General features: G+C 36.6%; 21 protein-coding genes, 3 pseudogenes and 2 other annotated features. Of the genes and pseudogenes, 20 read left to right on the forward strand and 4 right to left on the reverse strand.

Going from position 1 to position 20,394, the window contains the following annotated elements:
- Window positions 1–243 precede the first annotated feature (243 nt).
- A complete protein-coding gene (gene fitD, locus AC1PU0_RS01320; RefSeq protein WP_111247153.1) occupies window positions 244–1,206 on the forward strand; it encodes an iron chelate ABC transporter substrate-binding protein FitD in 963 nt (320 codons plus the stop codon).
- 266 nt (window positions 1,207–1,472) lie between these two features.
- On the opposite strand, the gene AC1PU0_RS01325 is transcribed toward fitD, so the two are convergent.
- Genes AC1PU0_RS01325 through AC1PU0_RS01335 form a run of 3 tightly spaced genes read right to left on the reverse strand, consistent with a single transcriptional unit; the run spans window position 1,473 to window position 2,445 of the window.
- Window positions 1,473–1,820 (reverse strand): DUF2085 domain-containing protein, encoded by a 348-nt coding sequence (locus AC1PU0_RS01325; RefSeq protein WP_111247154.1) that lies wholly within the window; start codon window positions 1,818–1,820, stop codon window positions 1,473–1,475.
- Complete coding sequence (locus AC1PU0_RS01330; protein ID WP_111247155.1) at window positions 1,807–2,106, reverse strand: zinc ribbon domain-containing protein; 300 nt, start codon at window positions 2,104–2,106, stop codon at window positions 1,807–1,809. The genes AC1PU0_RS01325 and AC1PU0_RS01330 overlap by 14 nt, the downstream gene beginning before the upstream one ends.
- A gap of 51 nt (window positions 2,107–2,157) precedes the next feature.
- Window positions 2,158–2,445 carry a zinc-ribbon domain-containing protein gene (locus AC1PU0_RS01335; RefSeq protein WP_206848229.1) on the reverse strand — a complete coding sequence of 96 codons (288 nt, stop codon included), beginning with the start codon at window positions 2,443–2,445 and terminating at the stop codon, window positions 2,158–2,160.
- 326 nt (window positions 2,446–2,771) lie between these two features.
- Window positions 2,772–3,007 (forward strand) — a binding site (T-box leader).
- A 144-nt stretch (window positions 3,008–3,151) separates the two neighbouring features.
- On the opposite strand from AC1PU0_RS01335, the gene AC1PU0_RS01340 reads away from it, so the two are divergent.
- The 11 genes and pseudogenes from AC1PU0_RS01340 (at window position 3,152) to AC1PU0_RS01390 (ending at window position 14,315) form a co-directional block, all read left to right on the forward strand.
- Window positions 3,152–4,828, forward strand: a complete 1,677-nt coding sequence (locus AC1PU0_RS01340) for a peptide ABC transporter substrate-binding protein (protein ID WP_206848230.1) — start codon at window positions 3,152–3,154, stop codon at window positions 4,826–4,828.
- Between the two features lie 38 nt (window positions 4,829–4,866).
- Window positions 4,867–6,102: a peptidase T gene (gene pepT, locus AC1PU0_RS01345; protein WP_206848231.1), complete on the forward strand. Its 1,236-nt coding sequence runs from the start codon at window positions 4,867–4,869 to the stop codon at window positions 6,100–6,102.
- Window positions 6,103–6,171: 69 nt separating this feature from the next.
- Window positions 6,172–6,398: a binding site (T-box leader), on the forward strand.
- Between the two features lie 326 nt (window positions 6,399–6,724).
- Complete coding sequence (gene trpE / locus AC1PU0_RS01350) at window positions 6,725–8,089, forward strand: anthranilate synthase component I (RefSeq protein ID WP_206848232.1); 1,365 nt, start codon at window positions 6,725–6,727, stop codon at window positions 8,087–8,089.
- Window positions 8,086–8,661: an anthranilate synthase component II gene (locus AC1PU0_RS01355; RefSeq protein ID WP_206848233.1), complete on the forward strand. Its 576-nt coding sequence runs from the start codon at window positions 8,086–8,088 to the stop codon at window positions 8,659–8,661. The genes trpE and AC1PU0_RS01355 overlap by 4 nt, the downstream gene beginning before the upstream one ends.
- A 1-nt stretch (window position 8,662) precedes the next feature.
- Window positions 8,663–9,676 (forward strand): anthranilate phosphoribosyltransferase, encoded by a 1,014-nt coding sequence (gene trpD, locus AC1PU0_RS01360; protein ID WP_069654154.1) that lies wholly within the window; start codon window positions 8,663–8,665, stop codon window positions 9,674–9,676.
- On the forward strand, window positions 9,677–10,435 hold the full coding sequence (gene trpC / locus AC1PU0_RS01365; protein WP_206848234.1) for an indole-3-glycerol phosphate synthase TrpC: 759 nt from the start codon (window positions 9,677–9,679) through the stop codon (window positions 10,433–10,435).
- On the forward strand, window positions 10,432–11,022 hold the full coding sequence (locus AC1PU0_RS01370) for a phosphoribosylanthranilate isomerase (RefSeq protein WP_111247163.1): 591 nt from the start codon (window positions 10,432–10,434) through the stop codon (window positions 11,020–11,022). The genes trpC and AC1PU0_RS01370 overlap by 4 nt, the downstream gene beginning before the upstream one ends.
- 37 nt (window positions 11,023–11,059) lie before the next feature.
- On the forward strand, window positions 11,060–12,253 hold the full coding sequence (gene trpB / locus AC1PU0_RS01375) for a tryptophan synthase subunit beta (RefSeq protein WP_242596469.1): 1,194 nt from the start codon (window positions 11,060–11,062) through the stop codon (window positions 12,251–12,253).
- Complete coding sequence (gene trpA, locus AC1PU0_RS01380; protein WP_206848235.1) at window positions 12,250–13,017, forward strand: tryptophan synthase subunit alpha; 768 nt, start codon at window positions 12,250–12,252, stop codon at window positions 13,015–13,017. Before trpB ends, trpA begins: the two co-directional genes overlap by 4 nt.
- A 74-nt stretch (window positions 13,018–13,091) precedes the next feature.
- Window positions 13,092–13,646 (forward strand): annotated as a pseudogene (locus tag AC1PU0_RS01385) (GNAT family N-acetyltransferase); the annotation flags it as partial.
- 45 nt (window positions 13,647–13,691) lie between these two features.
- Window positions 13,692–14,315: a DUF1054 domain-containing protein gene (locus AC1PU0_RS01390; protein ID WP_206848238.1), complete on the forward strand. Its 624-nt coding sequence runs from the start codon at window positions 13,692–13,694 to the stop codon at window positions 14,313–14,315.
- 90 nt (window positions 14,316–14,405) lie between these two features.
- Here AC1PU0_RS01390 and AC1PU0_RS01395 read toward each other — a convergent pair whose 3' ends face one another.
- A complete protein-coding gene (locus tag AC1PU0_RS01395) occupies window positions 14,406–14,849 on the reverse strand; it encodes a hypothetical protein (RefSeq protein ID WP_069654147.1) in 444 nt (147 codons plus the stop codon).
- Window positions 14,850–15,408: 559 nt separating this feature from the next.
- Here AC1PU0_RS01395 and AC1PU0_RS01400 point away from each other — a divergent pair.
- From AC1PU0_RS01400 to AC1PU0_RS01435, 8 genes and pseudogenes are all read left to right on the forward strand, one after another.
- The gene (locus AC1PU0_RS01400; RefSeq protein ID WP_206848239.1) at window positions 15,409–15,726 is read left to right on the forward strand and encodes a WXG100 family type VII secretion target; all 318 of its coding nucleotides are present in this window, start codon (window positions 15,409–15,411) and stop codon (window positions 15,724–15,726) included.
- 69 nt (window positions 15,727–15,795) lie between these two features.
- The gene (locus tag AC1PU0_RS01405; RefSeq protein ID WP_242596470.1) at window positions 15,796–16,197 is read left to right on the forward strand and encodes a hypothetical protein; all 402 of its coding nucleotides are present in this window, start codon (window positions 15,796–15,798) and stop codon (window positions 16,195–16,197) included.
- A 1-nt stretch (window position 16,198) separates the two neighbouring features.
- Window positions 16,199–16,750 (forward strand): annotated as a pseudogene (locus AC1PU0_RS01410) (hypothetical protein); the annotation flags it as partial.
- Between the two features lie 128 nt (window positions 16,751–16,878).
- Window positions 16,879–17,196: pseudogene (locus AC1PU0_RS01415) on the forward strand (WXG100 family type VII secretion target).
- Between the two features lie 72 nt (window positions 17,197–17,268).
- On the forward strand, window positions 17,269–17,682 hold the full coding sequence (locus AC1PU0_RS01420) for a hypothetical protein (protein ID WP_206848241.1): 414 nt from the start codon (window positions 17,269–17,271) through the stop codon (window positions 17,680–17,682).
- Entirely contained in the window at window positions 17,675–19,231 is a 1,557-nt protein-coding gene (locus AC1PU0_RS01425) for a cutinase family protein (protein ID WP_206848242.1), read from the forward strand. Before AC1PU0_RS01420 ends, AC1PU0_RS01425 begins: the two co-directional genes overlap by 8 nt.
- Before the next feature lie 15 nt (window positions 19,232–19,246).
- Window positions 19,247–19,534 carry a hypothetical protein gene (locus AC1PU0_RS01430; protein WP_111248183.1) on the forward strand — a complete coding sequence of 96 codons (288 nt, stop codon included), beginning with the start codon at window positions 19,247–19,249 and terminating at the stop codon, window positions 19,532–19,534.
- Window positions 19,535–19,538: 4 nt separating this feature from the next.
- A complete protein-coding gene (locus tag AC1PU0_RS01435; protein ID WP_111248182.1) occupies window positions 19,539–19,871 on the forward strand; it encodes a hypothetical protein in 333 nt (110 codons plus the stop codon).
- Window positions 19,872–20,394 lie beyond the last annotated feature (523 nt).

The raw sequence follows: 20,394 nt of genomic DNA on the forward strand, positions 1-20,394 counted from the left end.
ACAGTGGAACGAACCCTTTAAATTTCGAACAACTAAGTCCTTCAATTCTTAGTGTCTTTGATACTTAGAAATTGATGAAATCGCAACGATGTGCAGTAGGTATTTTTCTAGATCAATTTATTTTTATTCGTTATTGCTGAGAAGGCTAACATGTGTGTGGCTAGATCATAAGAAAAACAGAACAAACACATTAATCTACGGTAGAAAAAATTTAAAAACATTATTTAAACTGGGGGAAATAAAATGAAAAAGAAATTCTTAGCAATTGCAACTGTATCAATGATCGCACTTCTTACTTTAGGAGCATGTAACAACAATGATAAAAAAACAACAGACGGTTCAGCTTCGAAAGAATCAAGTTCAGAAGCAACAACAATCACAGTAAACGATTCAAATGGTTCAGTAGAAGTACCCAAAAATCCTAAAAAAGTGGTTGTTTTCGACAATGGATCACTAGATACGATCGACGCACTAGGGGCGGGGGACGCAGTTGTTGGTGCGCCAACCAAAAACTTACCTAAATATTTAGACAGCTACAACAAAGTAGAATCTGCAGGTGGAATCAAAGAACCGGATTTAGAAAAAATCAATCAACTAAAACCAGACATGATCATTATCTCTGGTCGTCAAAAAGATTTCCAAGATAAGTTGAGCAAAATTGCGCCAACCATTTATCTTGCAGTTGATGCCAAAGATACGTGGAACTCTACGAAGAATAATATCGAAACATTAGCTGAAATTTTCGACAAGCAAGACGAAGCAAAAACAAAGATTGCTGATTTAGAAAAAGAAATTGCAGATGTTAAAGAAAAAGCACAAGCAAGTGATGAAAAAGCGCTCGTTGTTTTAGTAAATGAAGGACAACTTTCTGCTTATGGTAAAGGTTCTCGTTTCGGTATCGTCCATGATACTTTTGGCTTTAATCAAGCAGACGACAACATCGAAGCTTCAACACATGGTCAAAGTGTTTCATATGAATATGTATTAGAAAAAAATCCGGATATCTTGTTTGTAGTTGACCGCACGAAAGCAATTGGTGGCGACGATACAAACGATAACGTAGAAAACAATGAACTAGTTAAACAAACAAATGCTGGTAAAAATGGCAAAGTAATTTCTTTACAACCTGACGTTTGGTACCTAAGTGGTGGAGGATTAGAGTCTACACACCTAATGATTGAAGATGTACAAAAAGCGTTGAAATAAATCAAGGAAAATAAAAAAAGCATCTACATGATACTCGATTTTCTAGTACCCTAAGGAAGATAAAATTGAGTATGGGAGATGCTTTTTTTTGGTTCAAGTCAGTTTAAACAAGTAAGGGACTCGTTAGATTGATAGGAATATGCTCTATCAACCTTCTACACAATCATTACAGTTGAGGACATTAAAAAGAGGCTGAGACAAACACTCATGAGGGCGGTAGCCCTCATGAGTGTTTGTCCCACGCCCTTAGGACAAGATTGTTTCATTTAACGTGCATGATTGTAGCCCAACAAATAGACATAAACCATCGACATTATGATTAATTGTGAAAAGGCATAACCAAACAATATACCTGTAATGCAACGCCGTACATTTTTGCTTTCATAGGTAGTTAGTAATTGCAAAAAACCATCAAAAATTAATGGTAACAGCAAAAGAATTAAAAATAAAATAGAAAAATGTACAAATGGAAAACTGATAATACCAACTAAAATACCAATTAATTCTCCAGTACATCTAGCGCATATTGGGAACTGTTTTTGCCGAAAATAAAATGATCTATTTGGAAGACAATGACAACCAAAGATCCTAGCTAACCAATTAGTATCCAGAATTTAACGACGCTCCATACATACCTATGATGAAAAGTAAAACATAAAAAAATACAACACATCCAACACTTACTAAAGCACCAATTCCTGCAGCTTTCGCTGTTTTTGGCTTGTCATCTTTCCAAACTAAAAATAAAATTAAACCTACTATCGGAATACAACAACCTAGTAGTCCCCACAAAAAACCACCGTTATCGACATCTTTATTCGCATTTTCCGTTGGCACACCACAGTGTGGGCATACTACAGCTGCTTTGTCGATTTCTTTACCACAATTTGAACAGTACATAGTTAAAAGCTCCTTTTTTATTTTTACCATTAATTCATGTAGTTTATGATTTTATATCACAAGAAGTAGAAGAACAAAAAATAAGAAATACAAGATCCAAAATAGAATGATCGTAGACACACCGCAAAGCGCACCCAACCCAGCTGTTTTAGCAATTTTAGGTTTAGTTTCTAGCCAAATTAAATAAAGAATTAGTCCAACAACAGGAACAAAAAAACCTAGAATCCCCCATCCAATTTCAGTATTCTTACTAAAAAACTCTTTTTTTAAAATTGTTCCACAATGTGGACAAAGTACTGATTTTTCATTAATTTTACTGCCACAATTGGAACAATACATTCAAAATTCCACCTTTTAAAATATTAGTCATAAATGAATCAAATAACATGGTCTACTCATTATATCAATAATCAAAGTTAATGTGAACTTTATTTTATAACACGTAAAAATAAAAATCCTAATAATGTTTCCCTATACTCTTCATGGTTGAAATGACAACGATATAGTGCAAGAGATGATATCCTAAGTAGTGAGACAACTTTAAAAAGCCAGCCCTCTTATAATTTTCAAAAGATGTAATCAAATGGGTTGGAAATTATATAACCAATTATTGACGTTTATTCTCCTTGTATGCTACAATCCATATAATACATTATCTATTAAAATTAAATGTGAAGATAAGGAAAGTATTTTTCAGATAACTCAAAGAGAGTCTCGTTTGGTGGGAAGAGACAGTGAATATGGAAGAGAAAATGGCCTTTGAACAAATTGATCGAACAAGTTAAGATCAATTCAGGTGCGCCTGTTATAGCGCCTCAGTATGGTTGTACTGAAAGAGTGGGCTTACTATGTAAGTCAATTGAAGGTGGTACCGCGAAAGTTTAAAACTCTCGTCCTTTTTATAGGATGGGAGTTTTTTTGCTATGAATCACTGCGCCTGGTTACGCCAGAGTAGATGATGAACAGTACTTGGCGACCAAAGGGAGAAACGGTACATTATATTCAACTTTTCCAACATCTACACAGACAAGGTAGGAGTAGCTTAATGTATATAGATACTGAAGGGGGAAACAAAGTGAAAAAAAAATTATTAGTCGTAAGTGCAGTATTAACGGGATTATTACTAACAGCATGCGGGGGCAACGACAAAAAAGAGACGACCAAAAGCGAAGCTGGTACAATCGCAGCAAGTCAAAAAATCGAAATCAGTTCACCAGCACCACTTTCAACTTTAGATACAACCCAAACAATGGATAAAAATACCTTTACGATCGTTCAACATCTTTTTGAAGGCTTATATCGTTTTGACGATGATAGCACGCCAATTCCTGGTTTAGCAGAGAAAGTTGATATCAGCGAAGATGGTTTAACGTATAAATTTACACTTAAAGAAGGAATCAATTGGAGCAATGGAGAACCAATTACAGCACAAGATTTCTTATATTCATGGAAAAAACTAGTAACGCCAGCAACAATAGGTCCAAATGCGTATTTATTAGATAACGTAAAAAACAGCAAAGCCATTCGTAATGGCGAAAAATCAGTTGATGAAATTGGTCTTTCTGCCCCAAGTGACAAAGAGTTTGAAGTGACATTAGAACAAGCACAGCCATCGTTTCTGACAGTTGCATCAATTGGCTGGTTGGCACCACAAAACCAAGCGTATGTAGAAAAACAAGGAAAACAGTATGCAACAGACAGCGAGCATTTGATTTACAGCGGCCCATTTATCTTAACGGATTGGGATGCTTCATCAGACACCTGGACATTAAAGAAAAATCCTGAATATTACGATGCGGATAAAGTGAAATTAGAAGAAGTAAAAGTCAATACAATCAAAGAAGAGAATACAGGGATCAATTTATACCAATCAAACGAATTAGATTTAGTCCGAATCAGTGGCCAATACGTTCAACAATATAGTGATGATGCCGGTTATGTAACCCATTCGGATGTCGCTAATTACTATTTGGATTTCAATAAAAAAGATGGAACAGCGCCTGACAACCTTCATTTACGAAAAGCGATCGCGCAAGCAATCGACAAAGATGCTCTAACAAAAAGCGTGCTAAATGATGGCTCAAAACCATTGAACGGTCTGATTCCAAGTGGATTATATAAAAATCCAGAAACCTCTGAAGACTTCAGAAAATTCAGTGGTGACCATTCAGTTTATGACGTGAAAAAAGCACAAGTCGAATGGGAAAAAGCCAAAGCTGATTTAGGCGATAAAATCAAACTATCTCTTTTAGTATCTGATGATGATAATGGGAAAAAAATATCTGAATATGTTCAAAGTCAATTACAAGAAAACTTAAAAGGTATCGAAATCACAATCAATGCTCAACCAAAAAACAATGTCTTACAAACACGCAAAGATAAAAACTATGAACTGTCATTATCTGGTTGGATTGCTGGTAGCAGTGATTTAGATTCTTATTTCAACTTGTATGCGGGAGAGTCTGCTTACAATTATGGTTCATATCAAAACACTGACTATGACAAACTGATTACAGATGCACGGACAACCAACGCCAATGTACCAGACAAACAGTTTGATGATTACAAAGAAGCCGAAGAAATTTTATTAGATCAAGATGCAGCTCAAGTTCCACTGTATCAAAGTGCATCTAATTATCTAATCAATCCCAAAATCAAAGGCATCAGCTATCACTTATATGGTGATTACTTCAATCTTAGAACAGCTTATGTCGAAGACTAAATAGCGTTACGAACTTGTGTGAAAGAAGGAATAAAAAAATGAGTCAATTATTAGAACGATTTATCCGTTATGTAAAAGTCAACACACGCTCTGATGCAGCCAGTCAATTCGTTCCGACAACACAAGGACAAATTGATTTTGCGCATATCATTGAAAAAGATTTAGTAGAAATAGGCCTTTCTGATATTCAGTACAATGAAGAAAATGGATTTTTGACGGCAGTTTTACCCGCTACAACGAATGAAAATGTGCCAACAATTGGGTTCATTGCGCATTTAGATACAGCAGATTATCATGCTGAAAACATCCAACCTAAGATTTTTCCGAATTATAACGGTCAAAATATTGTGTTGAATGAAAAACGTGGCATTATTATGGAAACAGAAGAATTCCCCAATTTAAAAGAATATGTAGGTCAAACGTTGATCACAACGGATGGAACAACATTATTAGGAGCGGATGATAAGGCTGGGATTGTTGAGATAGTAGATGCTGTTGAGTATCTACTTGCACATCCTGAAATTGCACATGGCGAAGTTCGCCTTGCATTTGGGCCTGATGAAGAAATCGGACGCGGAGCAGACCGTTTTGATGCTGAACATTTTCCCGCTCAATTCGCGTATACCATAGATAGTGGCAGAGTGGGCTGTTTTGAGTATGAAACATTTAATGCAGCACAAGCAGTGATTACGATTGAAGGAACGAGCGTTCATCCAGGTACAGCCTATGGTGTAATGGTCAACGCCATCAAACTTGGTGAGTACATTGACGCACAATTGCCTAAAGAGGAAGTACCAGAAAAAACACGTGGACATGAAGGATTCTATCTATTGTCAAAATTTAATGGAACATTGGATCATGCCGAACTGACCTACATTATTCGCGATCATGACAAAGAACTGTTTCAAAAAAGAAAACAAACCCTCTCAAAAATCGTGAAAGAATTAAACGAGACATTTGATAAAAACAGAATAACAATTGATTTCTTAGATCAGTATTACAATATGGGCGAAATTATCGAAAAAGACATGACCCCTGTAAATCTTGCTGTCAAAGCAATGGAAAATCTAAATATCGAGCCGAATATTCAGCCATTTCGTGGTGGAACAGATGGATCAAAGATTTCATTTATGGGCATTCCAACGCCTAATTTATTTACAGGTGGCGAAAACTTCCATGGTCAATATGAGTTCATCACATTAGAATCGATGGAATTGGCTGCAAAAACAATTGTAGAAATCATTAAAGAAAATGCTACTCAGTCAAACAATTAAGAAAAAAATCAATTTTTATATAAAAAATAGTTGACAAGATTAGAAATTTCTAATATGATTGTCCTCAATAGTAAAGCTTTGAGAAAGAGGAGTAACAACACTGGAACTTTTCAGAGAGCTGATGGTACTGCGAATCAGTAAGGGATGGGTTGTGAATGGACTTTCGAGCGAAATGTTGAATGTTAGTAGGCATTTTCGGGAACTCCCGTTATAGAGTAAGGTCGTTGTTAGACGACTGATAAGAGGAAAGAATTTCTTTCAACATTGAGGTGGCACCGTGAATTTTCGCCCTCAAACCACAGATTTTTTGTGGTTTGGGGGCTTTTGTGATTCATCACCACAATTGGTCTTGCCGGAGGTAGCTGATGAACAGCACCTGACGACCAAAGGCTACTTAAAAAGAAAGATACTTTTCAATGAGGTGGTACCGTGGATACTATTATTCGCCCTCACAAAACAGATCGATATCTGTTTTGTGAGGGCTTTTTGCTATTCATCGCTGTGATTGGTTTTGCCAGAGTAGAGAATAGATAGTAATTGGCGAGCGAAGTTCCCACACTCGTGAATCACCAAAACGATTGTATCCCATCAAATACTAAAAAAATAGAAAAGAGGAAATCAAATGCAATTGATCAAAGAAATCCAAGCAGATTATCTAACCGCAATATCCGCCTTTTTAAGAATCAAAGGAACAAACAAATGCCTTTTAGAAAGCATTCCTAGAGACAAAAGCAAAGGTCGTTATTCGATCATTGCGTGGGATGCGGTTTCTGAAATCACTTGTTTTGGTGATCAGTTAACGATTGACGGACAAACGAATACGGTAGAAGATCCATTAAAAGAAATGGAAAAACATGTATTGAAAAACGAAGAAGTCGTAAAAGAACTGCCTTTCCAAGGTGGGGCGATCGGTTATGTCGGCTATGACATGATTGCCTGCTACGAAGACTTAGGGAAGCTGCCGTTTGATGAATTAACTATTCCTGATAGTCACTTTTATCTATTCGATTCGTATTTGATTTTCGATCACGTAGGCGAAAAAATAGTGTTAGTAGAAGCTGATACATACTCAAAACGAGGGGAAGAAACATTAAACGAAGCTATCAATCAAAAAATAAAAGAATTGCAAACGCCGAGTGAAGAAGAACAAAAAGAGATTCAGTTAAAAAAATTACACTACCAAAGCAACTTTACCCAAGCAAGTTTTGAACAAGTCGTCGCCAAAGTAAAAAACTATATCAAGCAAGGTGACATGTTTCAAATGGTTCCCTCGCAACGTTTAACGGCTGATTTTGAAGAAGAACCTTTCGATTATTACCGCAGATTACGCGTCACGAATCCATCAACGTATCTGTATTTCCTAGATTTTGGCGAAACATATGTAATCGGATCATCTCCAGAAAGTTTAGTCAGTATTAAAAATGAAATCGTAACAACAAATCCAATTGCTGGTACACGGAAACGAGGGCAGACAGTAGAACAGGATTCGATACTAGAACAAGAACTACTCACTGATGAAAAAGAACGTGCGGAGCATCAAATGTTGATCGATTTAGGTCGCAACGATATCGGAAAAATTAGTGAAATAGGTTCTGTTGAAGTCCCAGTCTATATGACAGTTGAAAAGTATCGCTTTGTCATGCATTTAGTTTCAGTCGTGACCGGAAAACTAAAAAAAGAATTGACTGCGATGGATGCACTAAAGGCAACGTTACCTGCTGGTACGGTAAGCGGTGCACCCAAAATTCGGGCGATGCAACGTATTTATGAACTCGAACCAGTCAAACGAAACATCTATGCAGGCGCAGTCGGCTACTTGTCTAAAAATGATCAAGCTGATTTTGCTATTGCGATAAGAACGATGGTCATTCACCAAAATAAAGCATATGTACAAGCAGGTGCAGGAATTGTATATGATTCTGAGCCTACAAAAGAATATGAAGAAACGTTGCAAAAAGCCAAAGCTCTTTTGGAGGTAGAAAAATGATTTTACTGATTGATAATTATGATTCATTTACACATAATCTTGCTCAATTGATTGGAACAGATCAAGATGTAGTGATTATTCGAAACGATTCAGGCGATATTTTTTCCTTAGCAGAACAAGCAGATGCAATCGTGATTTCACCTGGACCAGGAACGCCAGCAGAAACAGGCTATGTAAAAGAAGTGATTCTACAATTTTACCAACAAAAGCCATTACTAGGTATTTGTTTAGGCCATCAAACGATTGGTGAAGTCTTTGGCGCTAAGGTGGTAATTGGCAAAGAGATTCGTCACGGGAAACAATCGCTTATTAAAGCAGATCAAGGCAGCTGCTTGTTTGCGGGAATCTCGAATGAAAGCCTAGTGATGCGGTATCACTCACTCGTAATTGATCGGAAAACTTTACCAGAAGAATTCATCGTGACAGCAATAGCGACAGATGATCAAGAAATCATGGCGATTGAACATCAAATATATCCCATTTTTGGGCTTCAATTTCATCCAGAATCGATTGGGACAACGATTGGTGCAGCCATTATTCATAATTTTATCCAACGAATGGAGGAACAGTGAGATGAACGACATATTTGAGAAGCTTTTTAGGCAGGAACATTTATCACGTCTAGAAGCACAGCAAGTAGCAGAACAAATGTTTGAAGGTCAGCTTAGGGATAGTCAAATCGCCGCTTTTTTAACTGGGTTGAAATGCAAAGGAGAAACAGCGGAAGAAATGGCAGGAATAGCTGAAACGATTCAGAGAAAAGCCATCATGATCGACTGCCAAAAAGAGAATGTTATGGATAATTGCGGAACTGGTGGGGATCAGTCAGGTAGTTTCAATATTAGTACAACTGCTGCATTTGTTTTAGCAGCAGGCGGTGTAACTGTCGCTAAACATGGTAATCGCAGTATTTCTAGTAAATCAGGCAGCGCAGACATTTTTGAATGTTTGGGTGTAACGATTTCACTTCCACCAGATAAATTAAGTACCGTACTAAATGAAGTTGGATTGGTCTTTCTTTTTGCGCCTCATATGCATCCAAAGATGAAATATGCCATGAAAGTTCGCAGAGAATTAAGGACACCAACTATCCTAAATTTGATTGGTCCGTTGACGAATCCGGTTCATTTAAATTCACAATTAATGGGAACCTATCGTCGAGACTTGCTGGAAGAAACAGCGAAAACATTAGGTGAATTGGGACGTGAGCGAGCAATTGTAGTCAATGGTTCGGGTGGATTGGATGAGGCCTCACTTGCTGGAACCACACATTTTGCTTTATTGGAAGACGAGCGTATCACGATGCATACGATTGAACCAGAGATGTTTGGTTTTGCTCGTCTTCCTATAGACGCGATTCGTGGAGGAAATGCTGAGCAAAATACGGAGACGCTATTATCTATTTTGCACAATCAGGCGAGTCCTTATTTAGACACTGTTTTATTAAATGCTGGGTTAGGATTTTACAGCAATGGGAAAGTTTCGTCAGTTCAAGAGGGCATTTCATTAGCGAAAGATTGTGTGGCGAGCGGAGCGGCTTTTGATAAACTACAACAGCTGATCCGAGTACAAAAGGAGGTTGCTTAAATGGATTTTTTAGCAAAAATTATCAATGAAAAAAAACAAGAAGTGAACGATATGCCTTTCGAAATCATTCAACCATTACGGAAAACCTACTCATTTTACCAACACGTCAAAGATCATCCTGAAAAGATGCATATTATTGGAGAAGTCAAACGAGCTTCCCCATCTAAAGGTGCAATCAATTTGGCAGTTAATGTGATCCAACAGGCAAAAGCCTATGAAAAAGCAGGGGTTACAGCGATTTCCGTTTTAACGGATGAAGTTTTTTTCAAAGGATCAATCGAGGATTTACGCAAAGTTGCGGCAGAAGTAGCTATTCCAGTGTTGTGCAAAGATTTTATCCTAGATGAAAAACAATTGATTCGAGCGAGAAATGCAGGGGCTACAATTATTTTATTGATTGTTTCGGTTCTAACCAAACCAAAATTAGAAGAATTATACAATAAAGCGATCGCATTAGGTTTGGAAGTTTTAATCGAAGTTCATGATGCACAAGAACTCGCAATAGCGGAAAGTTTGTCAGCGCCATTAATTGGTGTGAATAATCGAAATTTAAAATCATTTGATGTTTCAATAGAGGTCAGCCAGAAATTAGGACAGCAACAAACAACAAATGCAGTTTATATCAGCGAATCTGGGTTTTCAACGAGTGAACAAGTGGCTCTAGTGAAAGAAAACTATCAAGCTGTTTTAGTTGGAGAAGGACTGATGCGGCAAAATAATCCTCAAGAAAAAGTCAAAGAATTGCAGGTTTTGCGATGAAAGTAAAAATTTGTGGGTTAAAAACACAAGAACAAGTAGATACTGCAGTAGCATATGGTGCAAGTTATCTTGGTTTTGTTTTTGCAGAAAGTAAACGCCAAATAACTGCTAAAAAAACAAAAGAAATCACAAAAAATGTACCAGAAGAAGTAAAAAAAGTGGGTGTCTTTGTTTCGCCAAGTCTGTCAGAAGTTGAAAGAATAATTCAGGAAGCAAACCTAGATATAGTACAGATTCATGGGACAGTACCTTCGGAGCGTTTTTCAGTTCCACTCATTCGAGCAATACCTGTCGACGGGGCAACACAAGAAAACATGATTCAGGAAACATCGGCGGAATTTCTACTATTTGATGCCCCACCGAAGCAATTTGTGGGGGGAAACGGGGAAGTGTTCGATTGGCAACAACTTGATACAAGTTCCATAAAAAACAAAAAAATAATCATCGCGGGAGGCCTAACGCCAGAGAATGTCCAAAAAGCCAAACGAACATTTAATCCATATGCCGTCGATGTATCCAGTGGTGTTGAAACAAATGGAGAAAAAGATCTAAAAAAAATCATTGCATTTTTAAGGGAATCTATCTAGCTCGTTTGCTAGGTTTTAAATTATAAGGAGGAAAATTATGTATAGTCAACCAAAAGAAGGGTTTTATGGCGAGTTCGGTGGTCAATTTGTTCCAGAAACATTGATGTATGCCGTCAAAGAATTAGAAGACGTTTATGAAGCTTCGAAGGACGATGAGGGATTTCAAGCAGAACTGAATTACTACTTGAAACAATATGTAGGACGGGAAAATCCTTTATACTTTGCTGAACGGTTAACAAAGTATGCGGGTGGAGCTAAGATTTATTTGAAGAGAGAAGATTTAAACCACACTGGTGCTCATAAAATCAATAACACGATTGGCCAAATTTTGTTAGCGAAAAAAATGGGCAAGAAAAAAGTAGTTGCCGAAACAGGAGCAGGGCAACATGGCGTAGCAACTGCTACAGTCGCAGCATTGTTTGGAATGGACTGTACGATTTTTATGGGGGCGGTCGATGTAGCTCGTCAATCACTGAATGTTTTTCGCATGGAATTATTAGGTGCGAAAGTTGAAAGTGTGACATCGGGTAGTAAGACACTAAAAGACGCAGTGAATGAAGCGTTACGCTTTTGGGTTGCGAATGTGGAAGATACACATTATGTGATGGGGTCTGTTTTAGGTCCGCATCCATTTCCAGAAATTGTTCGGGACTATCAAAGCATTATTGGGATAGAAGCTAGGCGTCAATTTTTAGAAGTAGAAACTAAACTGCCAGATGCAGTGATAGCTTGTGTGGGCGGTGGTAGTAATGCAATGGGGATTTTCTATCCGTTTATAAATGATGCTGTTTCTCTATTTGGTGTTGAGGCCGCTGGATTAGGCTTGAATACTGAATCACATGCAGCATCGATCAATAAAGGAAAAATAGGCGTCCTGCATGGTGCGATGATGAAGTTGCTACAAGATGATGATGGGCAAATTTTAGAAGCCTTCTCAATTTCAGCTGGTTTAGATTATCCTGGGCTTGGACCAGAACATTGTCATTTAAACGAAACACAAAGAGCAAGTTATGAATCTGTTACGGATCAAGAAGCGCTAGAGGCTTTTAAAATTTTATGTCAAACAGAAGGAATCATTCCTGCTTTAGAGAGTGCTCATGCAATTAGTCACGCTCTTAAAGTCGCAAAAGATCTTGGTCCAGACAAACAAATCATTGTTTGCCTTTCAGGTCGAGGGGATAAAGATGTACAGCAAATCAAAGAATTGTTGGAAGGGAAGGCTAGCCGATGAAATCATTAACCAAACAATTAAAAGAGAAGCAGCAAGCGAATGAAACCATTTTTGTACCATACATTATGGCAGGTGCTCAAGGTCTGGATCAATTAGCCTCTGAAATTCAATTACTGACAGATGCAGGAGCGAGTGCGATCGAAGTAGGCATTCCCTTTTCGGATCCTGTTGCAGATGGTCCTGTCATTCAAGTTGCTGGACTAAAATCCTTAACAAATAACGTGACACTTCGAAAAATAATCCAACAATTAAAACAAATAAAAACGACAACACCATTAGTGATCATGACCTATTTTAATCCAATTTTGAGCTACGGATTGGAAATGTTTGTTCAAGATTTGGCGGAAACAAATGTTTTAGGATTGATCATTCCAGATTTACCGTATGAACATCAGGAATTAGTGAAGCCGCTGTTAAAAGACAGTGATGTGGCGCTGATTCCTTTAGTAGCGTTGACTACGCCAAAAGAACGCATTCTGGAATTAGTGTCCACTGGAGAAGGATTTATTTATGCTGTGGCAGTCAATGGAGTGACAGGGACTGGTCGACAGTATCAGGAAACCTTAGATGAGCATTTAGCGTACATTCAAAGTGTAAGTGACAAACCAGTTTTAGCAGGCTTTGGTGTTTCTTCAAAAGAACATGTGGATCGTTTTAGAAAAAGTTGTGCAGGCGTGATTGTAGGAAGTAAAATTGTTCAACTTCTTAGTGAGGGAAAACAAGAAGAAGTCAAATCATTCATTAAAGAAGTGGTAAGCAATTAGTTCTGGATTTTTTATTTTTTTCTTGCCTCTGAGAGTTTCTTTCTGTAAAGTAGTATGAAAAGCAGGTGAAATTTATGGAAATTGTCATCAATCGGAATTTGATTTTTGCGGAGAATCGCTATTTGGAGACCGATCGCTTAAAACTGCGCCCAATCACATTAAACGATGCGAATGCTATGTACGAATACGGGTCCGATGAAGAAACAGTCACATATGTTTTCCCCATCCATCAGTCTATTAAGGATACAAAAGAAAATATTGCGAGCTATTTTATGTCCGCGCCACTAGGAAAATATGGCATTGAACTAAAAGAAACAGGAAAACTCATAGGAGCAATCGACTTGCGTGTAGTCGAGCAGCATAATATTGCTGAAATAGGTTATTCGTTAAATAAAGCATTTTGGGGGCAAGGATTTGTAGCAGAAGCGGCCAGTGAATTGCTCCGCCTAGGGTTTAATGAGTTACAATTGATGCGGATTTTTGCTATTCATGATATCGACAATCCTCAATCAGGTCGCGTGATGGAAAAAATCGGCATGAAAATAGAAGGCAATATTCCAAATGCTCGAATGTGTAAAGGAAAAATCGTGACGGATATCATGCGGGGCATTACATTAGAGGAATGGCAGGCAGTCTCCATAACTAACAGAACAGCTCAGAGGAGAAATGAATACATGTTGATGTTTACTGAAAAAGATTTTGATGTGTTTACAATTGAAGGATTGGATCCGAGAATGGCAGGTATTTGTTCGACGATCCAACCCAAATTTCAAGAATTAGATGAGCATTTTGCTGAAAAATTAGGGAATCAAGTAGAAACGGAATTTTTCGTCCATATCGCGCAACATCGCCGTAGGACCGTTTATCCACCAGAAAATACGTGGTCAGCTTTAAGTCAGAAAAAACGCGGATACAAAATGGAAGCTCATTTTCAATTAGGGATTTGGCCGGATTATTTATTCATGTGGTTATCCTTGATTGATAATCCAAAAAATGAAAAAGAAATCGCACAAGCCTTCTTAGAAAATCAAGCATTATTTGAACAGTTGGATGATGACTTTTACTTGTCGGTCGACCACACAAAGCCCGAAATCGAACCGTTGAAAGAAGCAGATTTAGCGAAACACCTAACTCGTTTTCGTGATGTAAAGAAAGGCGAATTTCAGATTGGTCGAATAATCAGAAAGACAGATGATTTATTAAACGATCCAGAAAAAGCCCGTGAGTATATGTTGAAAACATATGAGGAATTAGTACCACTATATCAACTAGCCATTAAATTACAGCAAAAAGATTAACATACAAACGGAACGTGGGTGGAGGTGACTCTTAGAGTTGTGTCCACTCACGTTCCGTTTGTTATTGTATCAACGCCAATTACAAGTTTCTTAAAGCCAGACTAATTGTTCAAATTCACTTGGTGTAAGAGAATATTGATCGAGAGAAGTTGAAACGAGTTCTTTGGGGTCGGCGATGTTGGCATGTTCTCGAACTAAAATATCGATCCCGGCAGGTGTTACGAACGATTGTTCAAATTTGATTACTAAAATAGTATCTGTGATAGCCAAAACGGACCACGTACTACTTAAAATGTTTAAAATTCCGCGCCCTCTCCAAATAAAGCGATTATTTTTTAACGTGTCAACTCCGATAATTTCTTTTAACCGTCCCTTATTATTTTTATAGTGCACGATATCTAAAAACGTAAGAGGATCATTTGCTAGCGTCTTATATTGTATAGTAGGATGGCTCCGTTTTTTTGATAGCCAAAGAGGAAAGTTAGTCCCTCGTATAACCCAGCGACCTTCTAGTAGTGCCAATGAATGGTCCATTTTTTCAATCCTTCCTATTCTTAAAACGCAACTAGAGCTGTACAATATTTTTATATTATACAGCTTTTATAAGAAAACACGCCAAAAGTCAGCTTATGATACATAGAATGTATATTTTTACATACTTTTAGATCTGCTGTATCCATAGTTAAAGTAGGAATTAAGACTACCTAAGGACGATAATTTATTGATAGGTATGCGTAAACAACAGATAATCTATTGAAAGAACGTTCGTTGAATTATTTGTTAAAGTTGTCTAGCATCAGCAGAGCTTATTTTAGTGAAATATGTGCTGAAAGAGAAAGTATTGAGAATATATCTATCATAGTAGGTTAGCATTATTTCATAAAGATTAATTCTGTCAATCACTAGTTTTCTGATGCAAAATTCAGCGAGTTTTATTTGCACGCAATCAGTTTACGTTTGGATTGATTGAATAGAATAGTATATTTCACCATAAAAAAATAAAAATACTCAATTAGAATTTAAAATATTACTCTAAATTATAGTTTATTTCTAAAAAAAATTGACAAGCATACATATTGACCGATATAATTAATTGCGTGAACAATTTAATTATTTAGTAGGAGCAATTTCAGTAATACCTGAACAACTCAAATCGCAAGCAAAAGACTACACGCAATCGCAACAACAAATTCAAGATGCGATTCGTAAAGTAAATTCTACGAATCAACAAATCGCACAAGAATGGAAAGGTCAAGCGTTTCAATCATACATAGAGCAATACAATCAGCTAGAAGGTAACGTGAAGAAAATGGAAGAACTACTTATCAGTATTAATAGTCAATTAAATAAATACGCGGATACAGTGGCACAACGTGACCAACAAGATGCCAGTTCTTTTGGTTTAAATTAAAAATACATTGACGAAAAAAGCGTTCGTGCAAAGTCTTGCGCTAACGTTTTTTTGAAAGGAGTTATATCCTTGAAAAAAAACACAAAAATTATATTAGCCATTTTTATAGGAGCAATTCTTTTAATTATCACAACTAAACCATTAATAATTGGGGTGAATGCATTGTCAATACCTTCAACAGAAGAAAAACAGATTAATTTTCTTAAAGAACATGAAAATAAAATGAATGAGTATATCGAAAATAGTGTTAAATTTCAAATATCAAAAATTACTTATAATTGGGACAGTATAACAGAGAATACGATAGGAAATGGTCTACCTAAAGGAGCAGGTAAAGTTATTCAAATATTCGGTTTTGTAAATAATAAAGAGAATTTAGATTTTAGATTGGACATTCAAATAGATGATAGTAATCTCCCAGATCTAAGTACTATCAAATATGGTCAACAATTAACTGACGAAGGAGAATGAGATGGCTAATTTAGAAAGAGACTATAATATATACGCTGATTTATCGCAAGGTGCATATACAGGTAGGGAAAATAACTTTCCTTACAACGAATTAAAGCCTAGTCAAAAAAGTAAATTAGATTCAAACGAATCCGTAAAATTTAATTTTTCAGATGCAAAAGATGCACATGGTAATAGTATTGATTCCGTCTATTTACAACCAGATAACACCGTCAAAACAGTGACTGAAAAGAAGTTTTTTGGCAAAGATAAAGAATACCAAAAAGGGTTATTAACGGATGAAAAAGCAGGGTATAACTCATATTATGTTATGGATACCCCTACTTTAAATACAGACACCAAACATACATATTTCACTACTCGTGGAAGTGATGGCGCTTCTGCAGATATAAAAAAAGGGTGGGCAGGAAACAATTTAAACGATTGGGTGAACAATAATGCTGCCTTCGCAGTGGGTCATGGCTATATCCCACAAGCAAAACTAGCGACAGAGGCGATGCACCAAAAAATAGAAGAGATGAGAACAAAAGCGCCGAACGCCACCATATCTATGAATTGAATAAAATAGTATATTTCATTTTAAAAAATAAAAATACTCAATTAGAATTTAAAATATTACTCTAAGTTATATTTTATTTCTAAAAAATATTGACAAGCATACTTATTGACCGATATAATTAATTGCGTGAACAATTTAATTATTTAGTAGGAGCAATTTCAGTCACACCTGAACAACTCAAATGGCAAGCAAAAGACTACACGCAATCGCAACAACAAATTCAAGATGCGATTCGTAAAGTAAATTCTACGAATCAACAAATCGCACAAGAATGGAAAGAACAAGCGTTTCAATCATACATAGAGTAATACAATCAGCTAGAAGGTAATGTGAAAAAAATGGAAGAACTACTTATCAGTATTAATAGTCAATTAAACAAATATGCGGATACAGTGGTACAACGTGACCAAAAAGATGCCAGTTCTTTTGGTTTAAATTAAAAATACATTGACGAAAAAAGCGTTCGTGCAAAATCTTGCGCTAATGCTTTTTTTAATAAAGGAGTTTAACGTTTGAATAAGAAAAAAGCAGTTAAACTAGGAATAATTACAGGAATTATCGTACTTTTAGGAATAATAGGTGTGTTAGGAGTGCAAAAAATGACCGAACCAACAGAAAAAGAAAAACAGATTACTTTTCTTAAAGAACATGCAGATGAAATGACTGAATATATTAAAAAATACAGTTCTAAAAACGAGACAGTTGCAATACACTGGGATACAGTTACAGTAGACGAAAGTGTTGCGTTTTCTAGTCCTGTGTTAACTGTTGAGTTTGATATCAGTAACAGTTCTGAACCGAAATATGATAATCAAGGGTATATCCTTAGAATTGATACCGATATAGAAAAATTAAGCGATATCAACGAGTTAATGATTTTAAATGACCCAATATATTCTAATATTAAGGGGGAGAAAAATGGCTGATTTAGAAAATAGTAGTAATATATATGCAGATCTAGCTCAAAGTGCCTATACAGGCCGTCCTAGACCGTTTCCTTATAATTCACTTTTAGAAAAACAGAAAAATAAAATTGATTCAAACGAATCCGTAAAATTTAATTTTCCAGATGCAAAAGATGCACATGGTAATAGTATTGATTCCGTCTATTTACAACCGGATAACACCGTCAAAACAGTGACTGAAAAGAAGTTTTTTGGCAAAGATAAAGAATACCAAAAAGGGTTATTAACGGATGAAAAAGCAGGGTATAACTCATATTACGTTACGGATACCCCTACTTTAAATACAGACACCAAACATACATATTTCACTACTCGTGGAAGTGATGGCGCTTCTGCAGATGTAAAAAAAGGATGGGCAGGAAACAATTTAAACGATTGGGTGAACAATAATGCTGCCTTCGCAGTGGGTCATGGCTATATCCCACAAGCAAAACTAGCGACAGAGGCGATGCACCAAAAAATAGAAGAGATGAGAACAAAAGCGCCGAACGCCACCATGGCGATGACCGGCCATTCATTAGGAACAATGGTCACCATTCAAGCTGTCGCTAATCTCCCCAAAAATGATATAAGTAAAATTGATAAAGTGATCTTATTTCAAGGACCTGATGCTCGGGAAAGTATAAATAAAATGTCTGAACAAGCGCAAAAAAACATTCAATTATTGGAAGAACAAGGTAAAATTGAGTATTATGTCAATGCGTTTGATATTGTCTCGATGTTAAATCGAAATAAAAAAGGCGTGGATGAAATCGGGAAAGTACATTATTTGTTGCCAAAATCCTTTAATACAACATTTGATGGTGGTAAAAATGGTTCTAGTCATGATTTCGGACAGTATCAATTAAATCCAGATGGGACACCTAAAGAAGCCAATTTAAAAGACCATGGGTATATTTTTAGTGCAGGAATTAAATTATCGCAACTCATTGAAAAATATATGAATCGCTTATTGGCAACTACTGGATCAGGTATTTCGAATCCAGAATCACTTTTATTAGCTCTTTCGGGAGATTTTTATCTATATAAAAAATTTATGAAAGAGTATGACAAAATTGTTGCCGATGCTAAAGTCGCAAGTGAATGGCAAGGAGATGTAGCCAGTTTACAAGGGCGTATACGTGGAGCTTCTGGGAGTAAAAAAATTGAACTCCGAGGCGAACTTGCCACAGAAGTCGCAAATAAAGCGAAAACAGTTGGCGACGAATATGTATTGATTCAAAAAAATGAGCAACAAGAAGCGGAAGATGAAGTAGATTTAGTCGTCCAAGAAATTCGAGACGGTGCCTTGGCAATCCAACAATCATTAGAAAGCTATGAAGTTGAAGCCCTGATTGCTCCTTATAAAAAAAATAATTTATGGGATAGTGGAAAGGCGACAAGCAATACCAACGAAGCAAAAAAATACAAAGAAAAATTGACTGCATTCAGTAAAACGTTAACGACTGTGGCAAAGAACATTCAAGAATATGATGGCAATGCAGGGAAAAATATATTCACGAAGAAGTAACAAAGGAGTTTTAGTATGGAGGAAGAAAAAGCCTTGCAATTAAAATTAAAGCAAGAACGCAAAAATCAGGAACGAATCGCTATAAAAGCAATCATCACTGCAAAAAAGGCACGGTTAGGCACAACCAGACAAACGTCTACTAGTACGCTAAATGAACTGGCAGAAGCCATGTACCAACAAAGTAATAGTGTCCTTCCAGGAGCGTTGGAAGGAGCTTTACAGGGAAACAGTGCAACGTCTGCGAAAAAGAGTTTGACCCAGTTAGCGAAACCAACCTTTAAAACACCTGTAAAAGAGGTGTAATTGAATGAGTCCGGAAGAACGAAAAAAGAAACAACGTCAAACAACCGAGCGCTATGAACAGGAAAAAAAAGCCCTTCAACAAACGCAGAAAAAGATGGAAGAAGAAGTAGAACATTTCAAAAAAGACACAGAAAAGTTAATGGATAAAGTTCTCTATCTGACAAAAAATGATTCATGGGATAAACGAGCGTTCTATCGACAAATGGAAGAAAGTCAGACGAGTATTCAATCTGACTTCCGCCGCTTCACTCAAAAAGTGGAAGATAAACAGATTGAACTAAGACGAATCTATCAACGAGATACAGAAAAAATAGATCAGAGAGAAGAAACAACCTGAAAATATGACTTATAACAGAATCAAAATTGGAGCCAGCTTTGGAGAAATGTGGATATAAATGAATAAGAAATACTTCAAAAATTATCGAATAACTATCGCTATCCTTTCATTTTTGAATATATGCGTAATTCTTTCAACTATTTTCTGGTTTAATCAAGTGAATACTGACGTTATGAAGAGAGTTGGTACTGGACCGGAATCTGGTTGGATTTTTTTCTTTATAGGGTTACCTATGTATTTCCCTATTTGTATATCACTTGTTGTTGCTATTAGTTTGCTTGCATTCAGCATTATGTATATTTTTTTGTCTATCAAATCGAAAAAAATTATAATAACTAAAAAAGGATGAGGCAGAAAAATGTCTGATTCTTTTTTTGATTGGAGATTGGGAGGGTAGAGCGACCTTTCGGAAACAGCTAACAGCCCTCGGCAGAAAGCGCCTTTACACCGTAAAATATAGTGCGTTTATACTATACTTGGAAGTGATTCCGAAAAATAACTGCCTTGTTAGGCGTTCAGGGAG

This window comes from Enterococcus sp. XAF26B05_ASV22, from assembly GCF_056727285.1.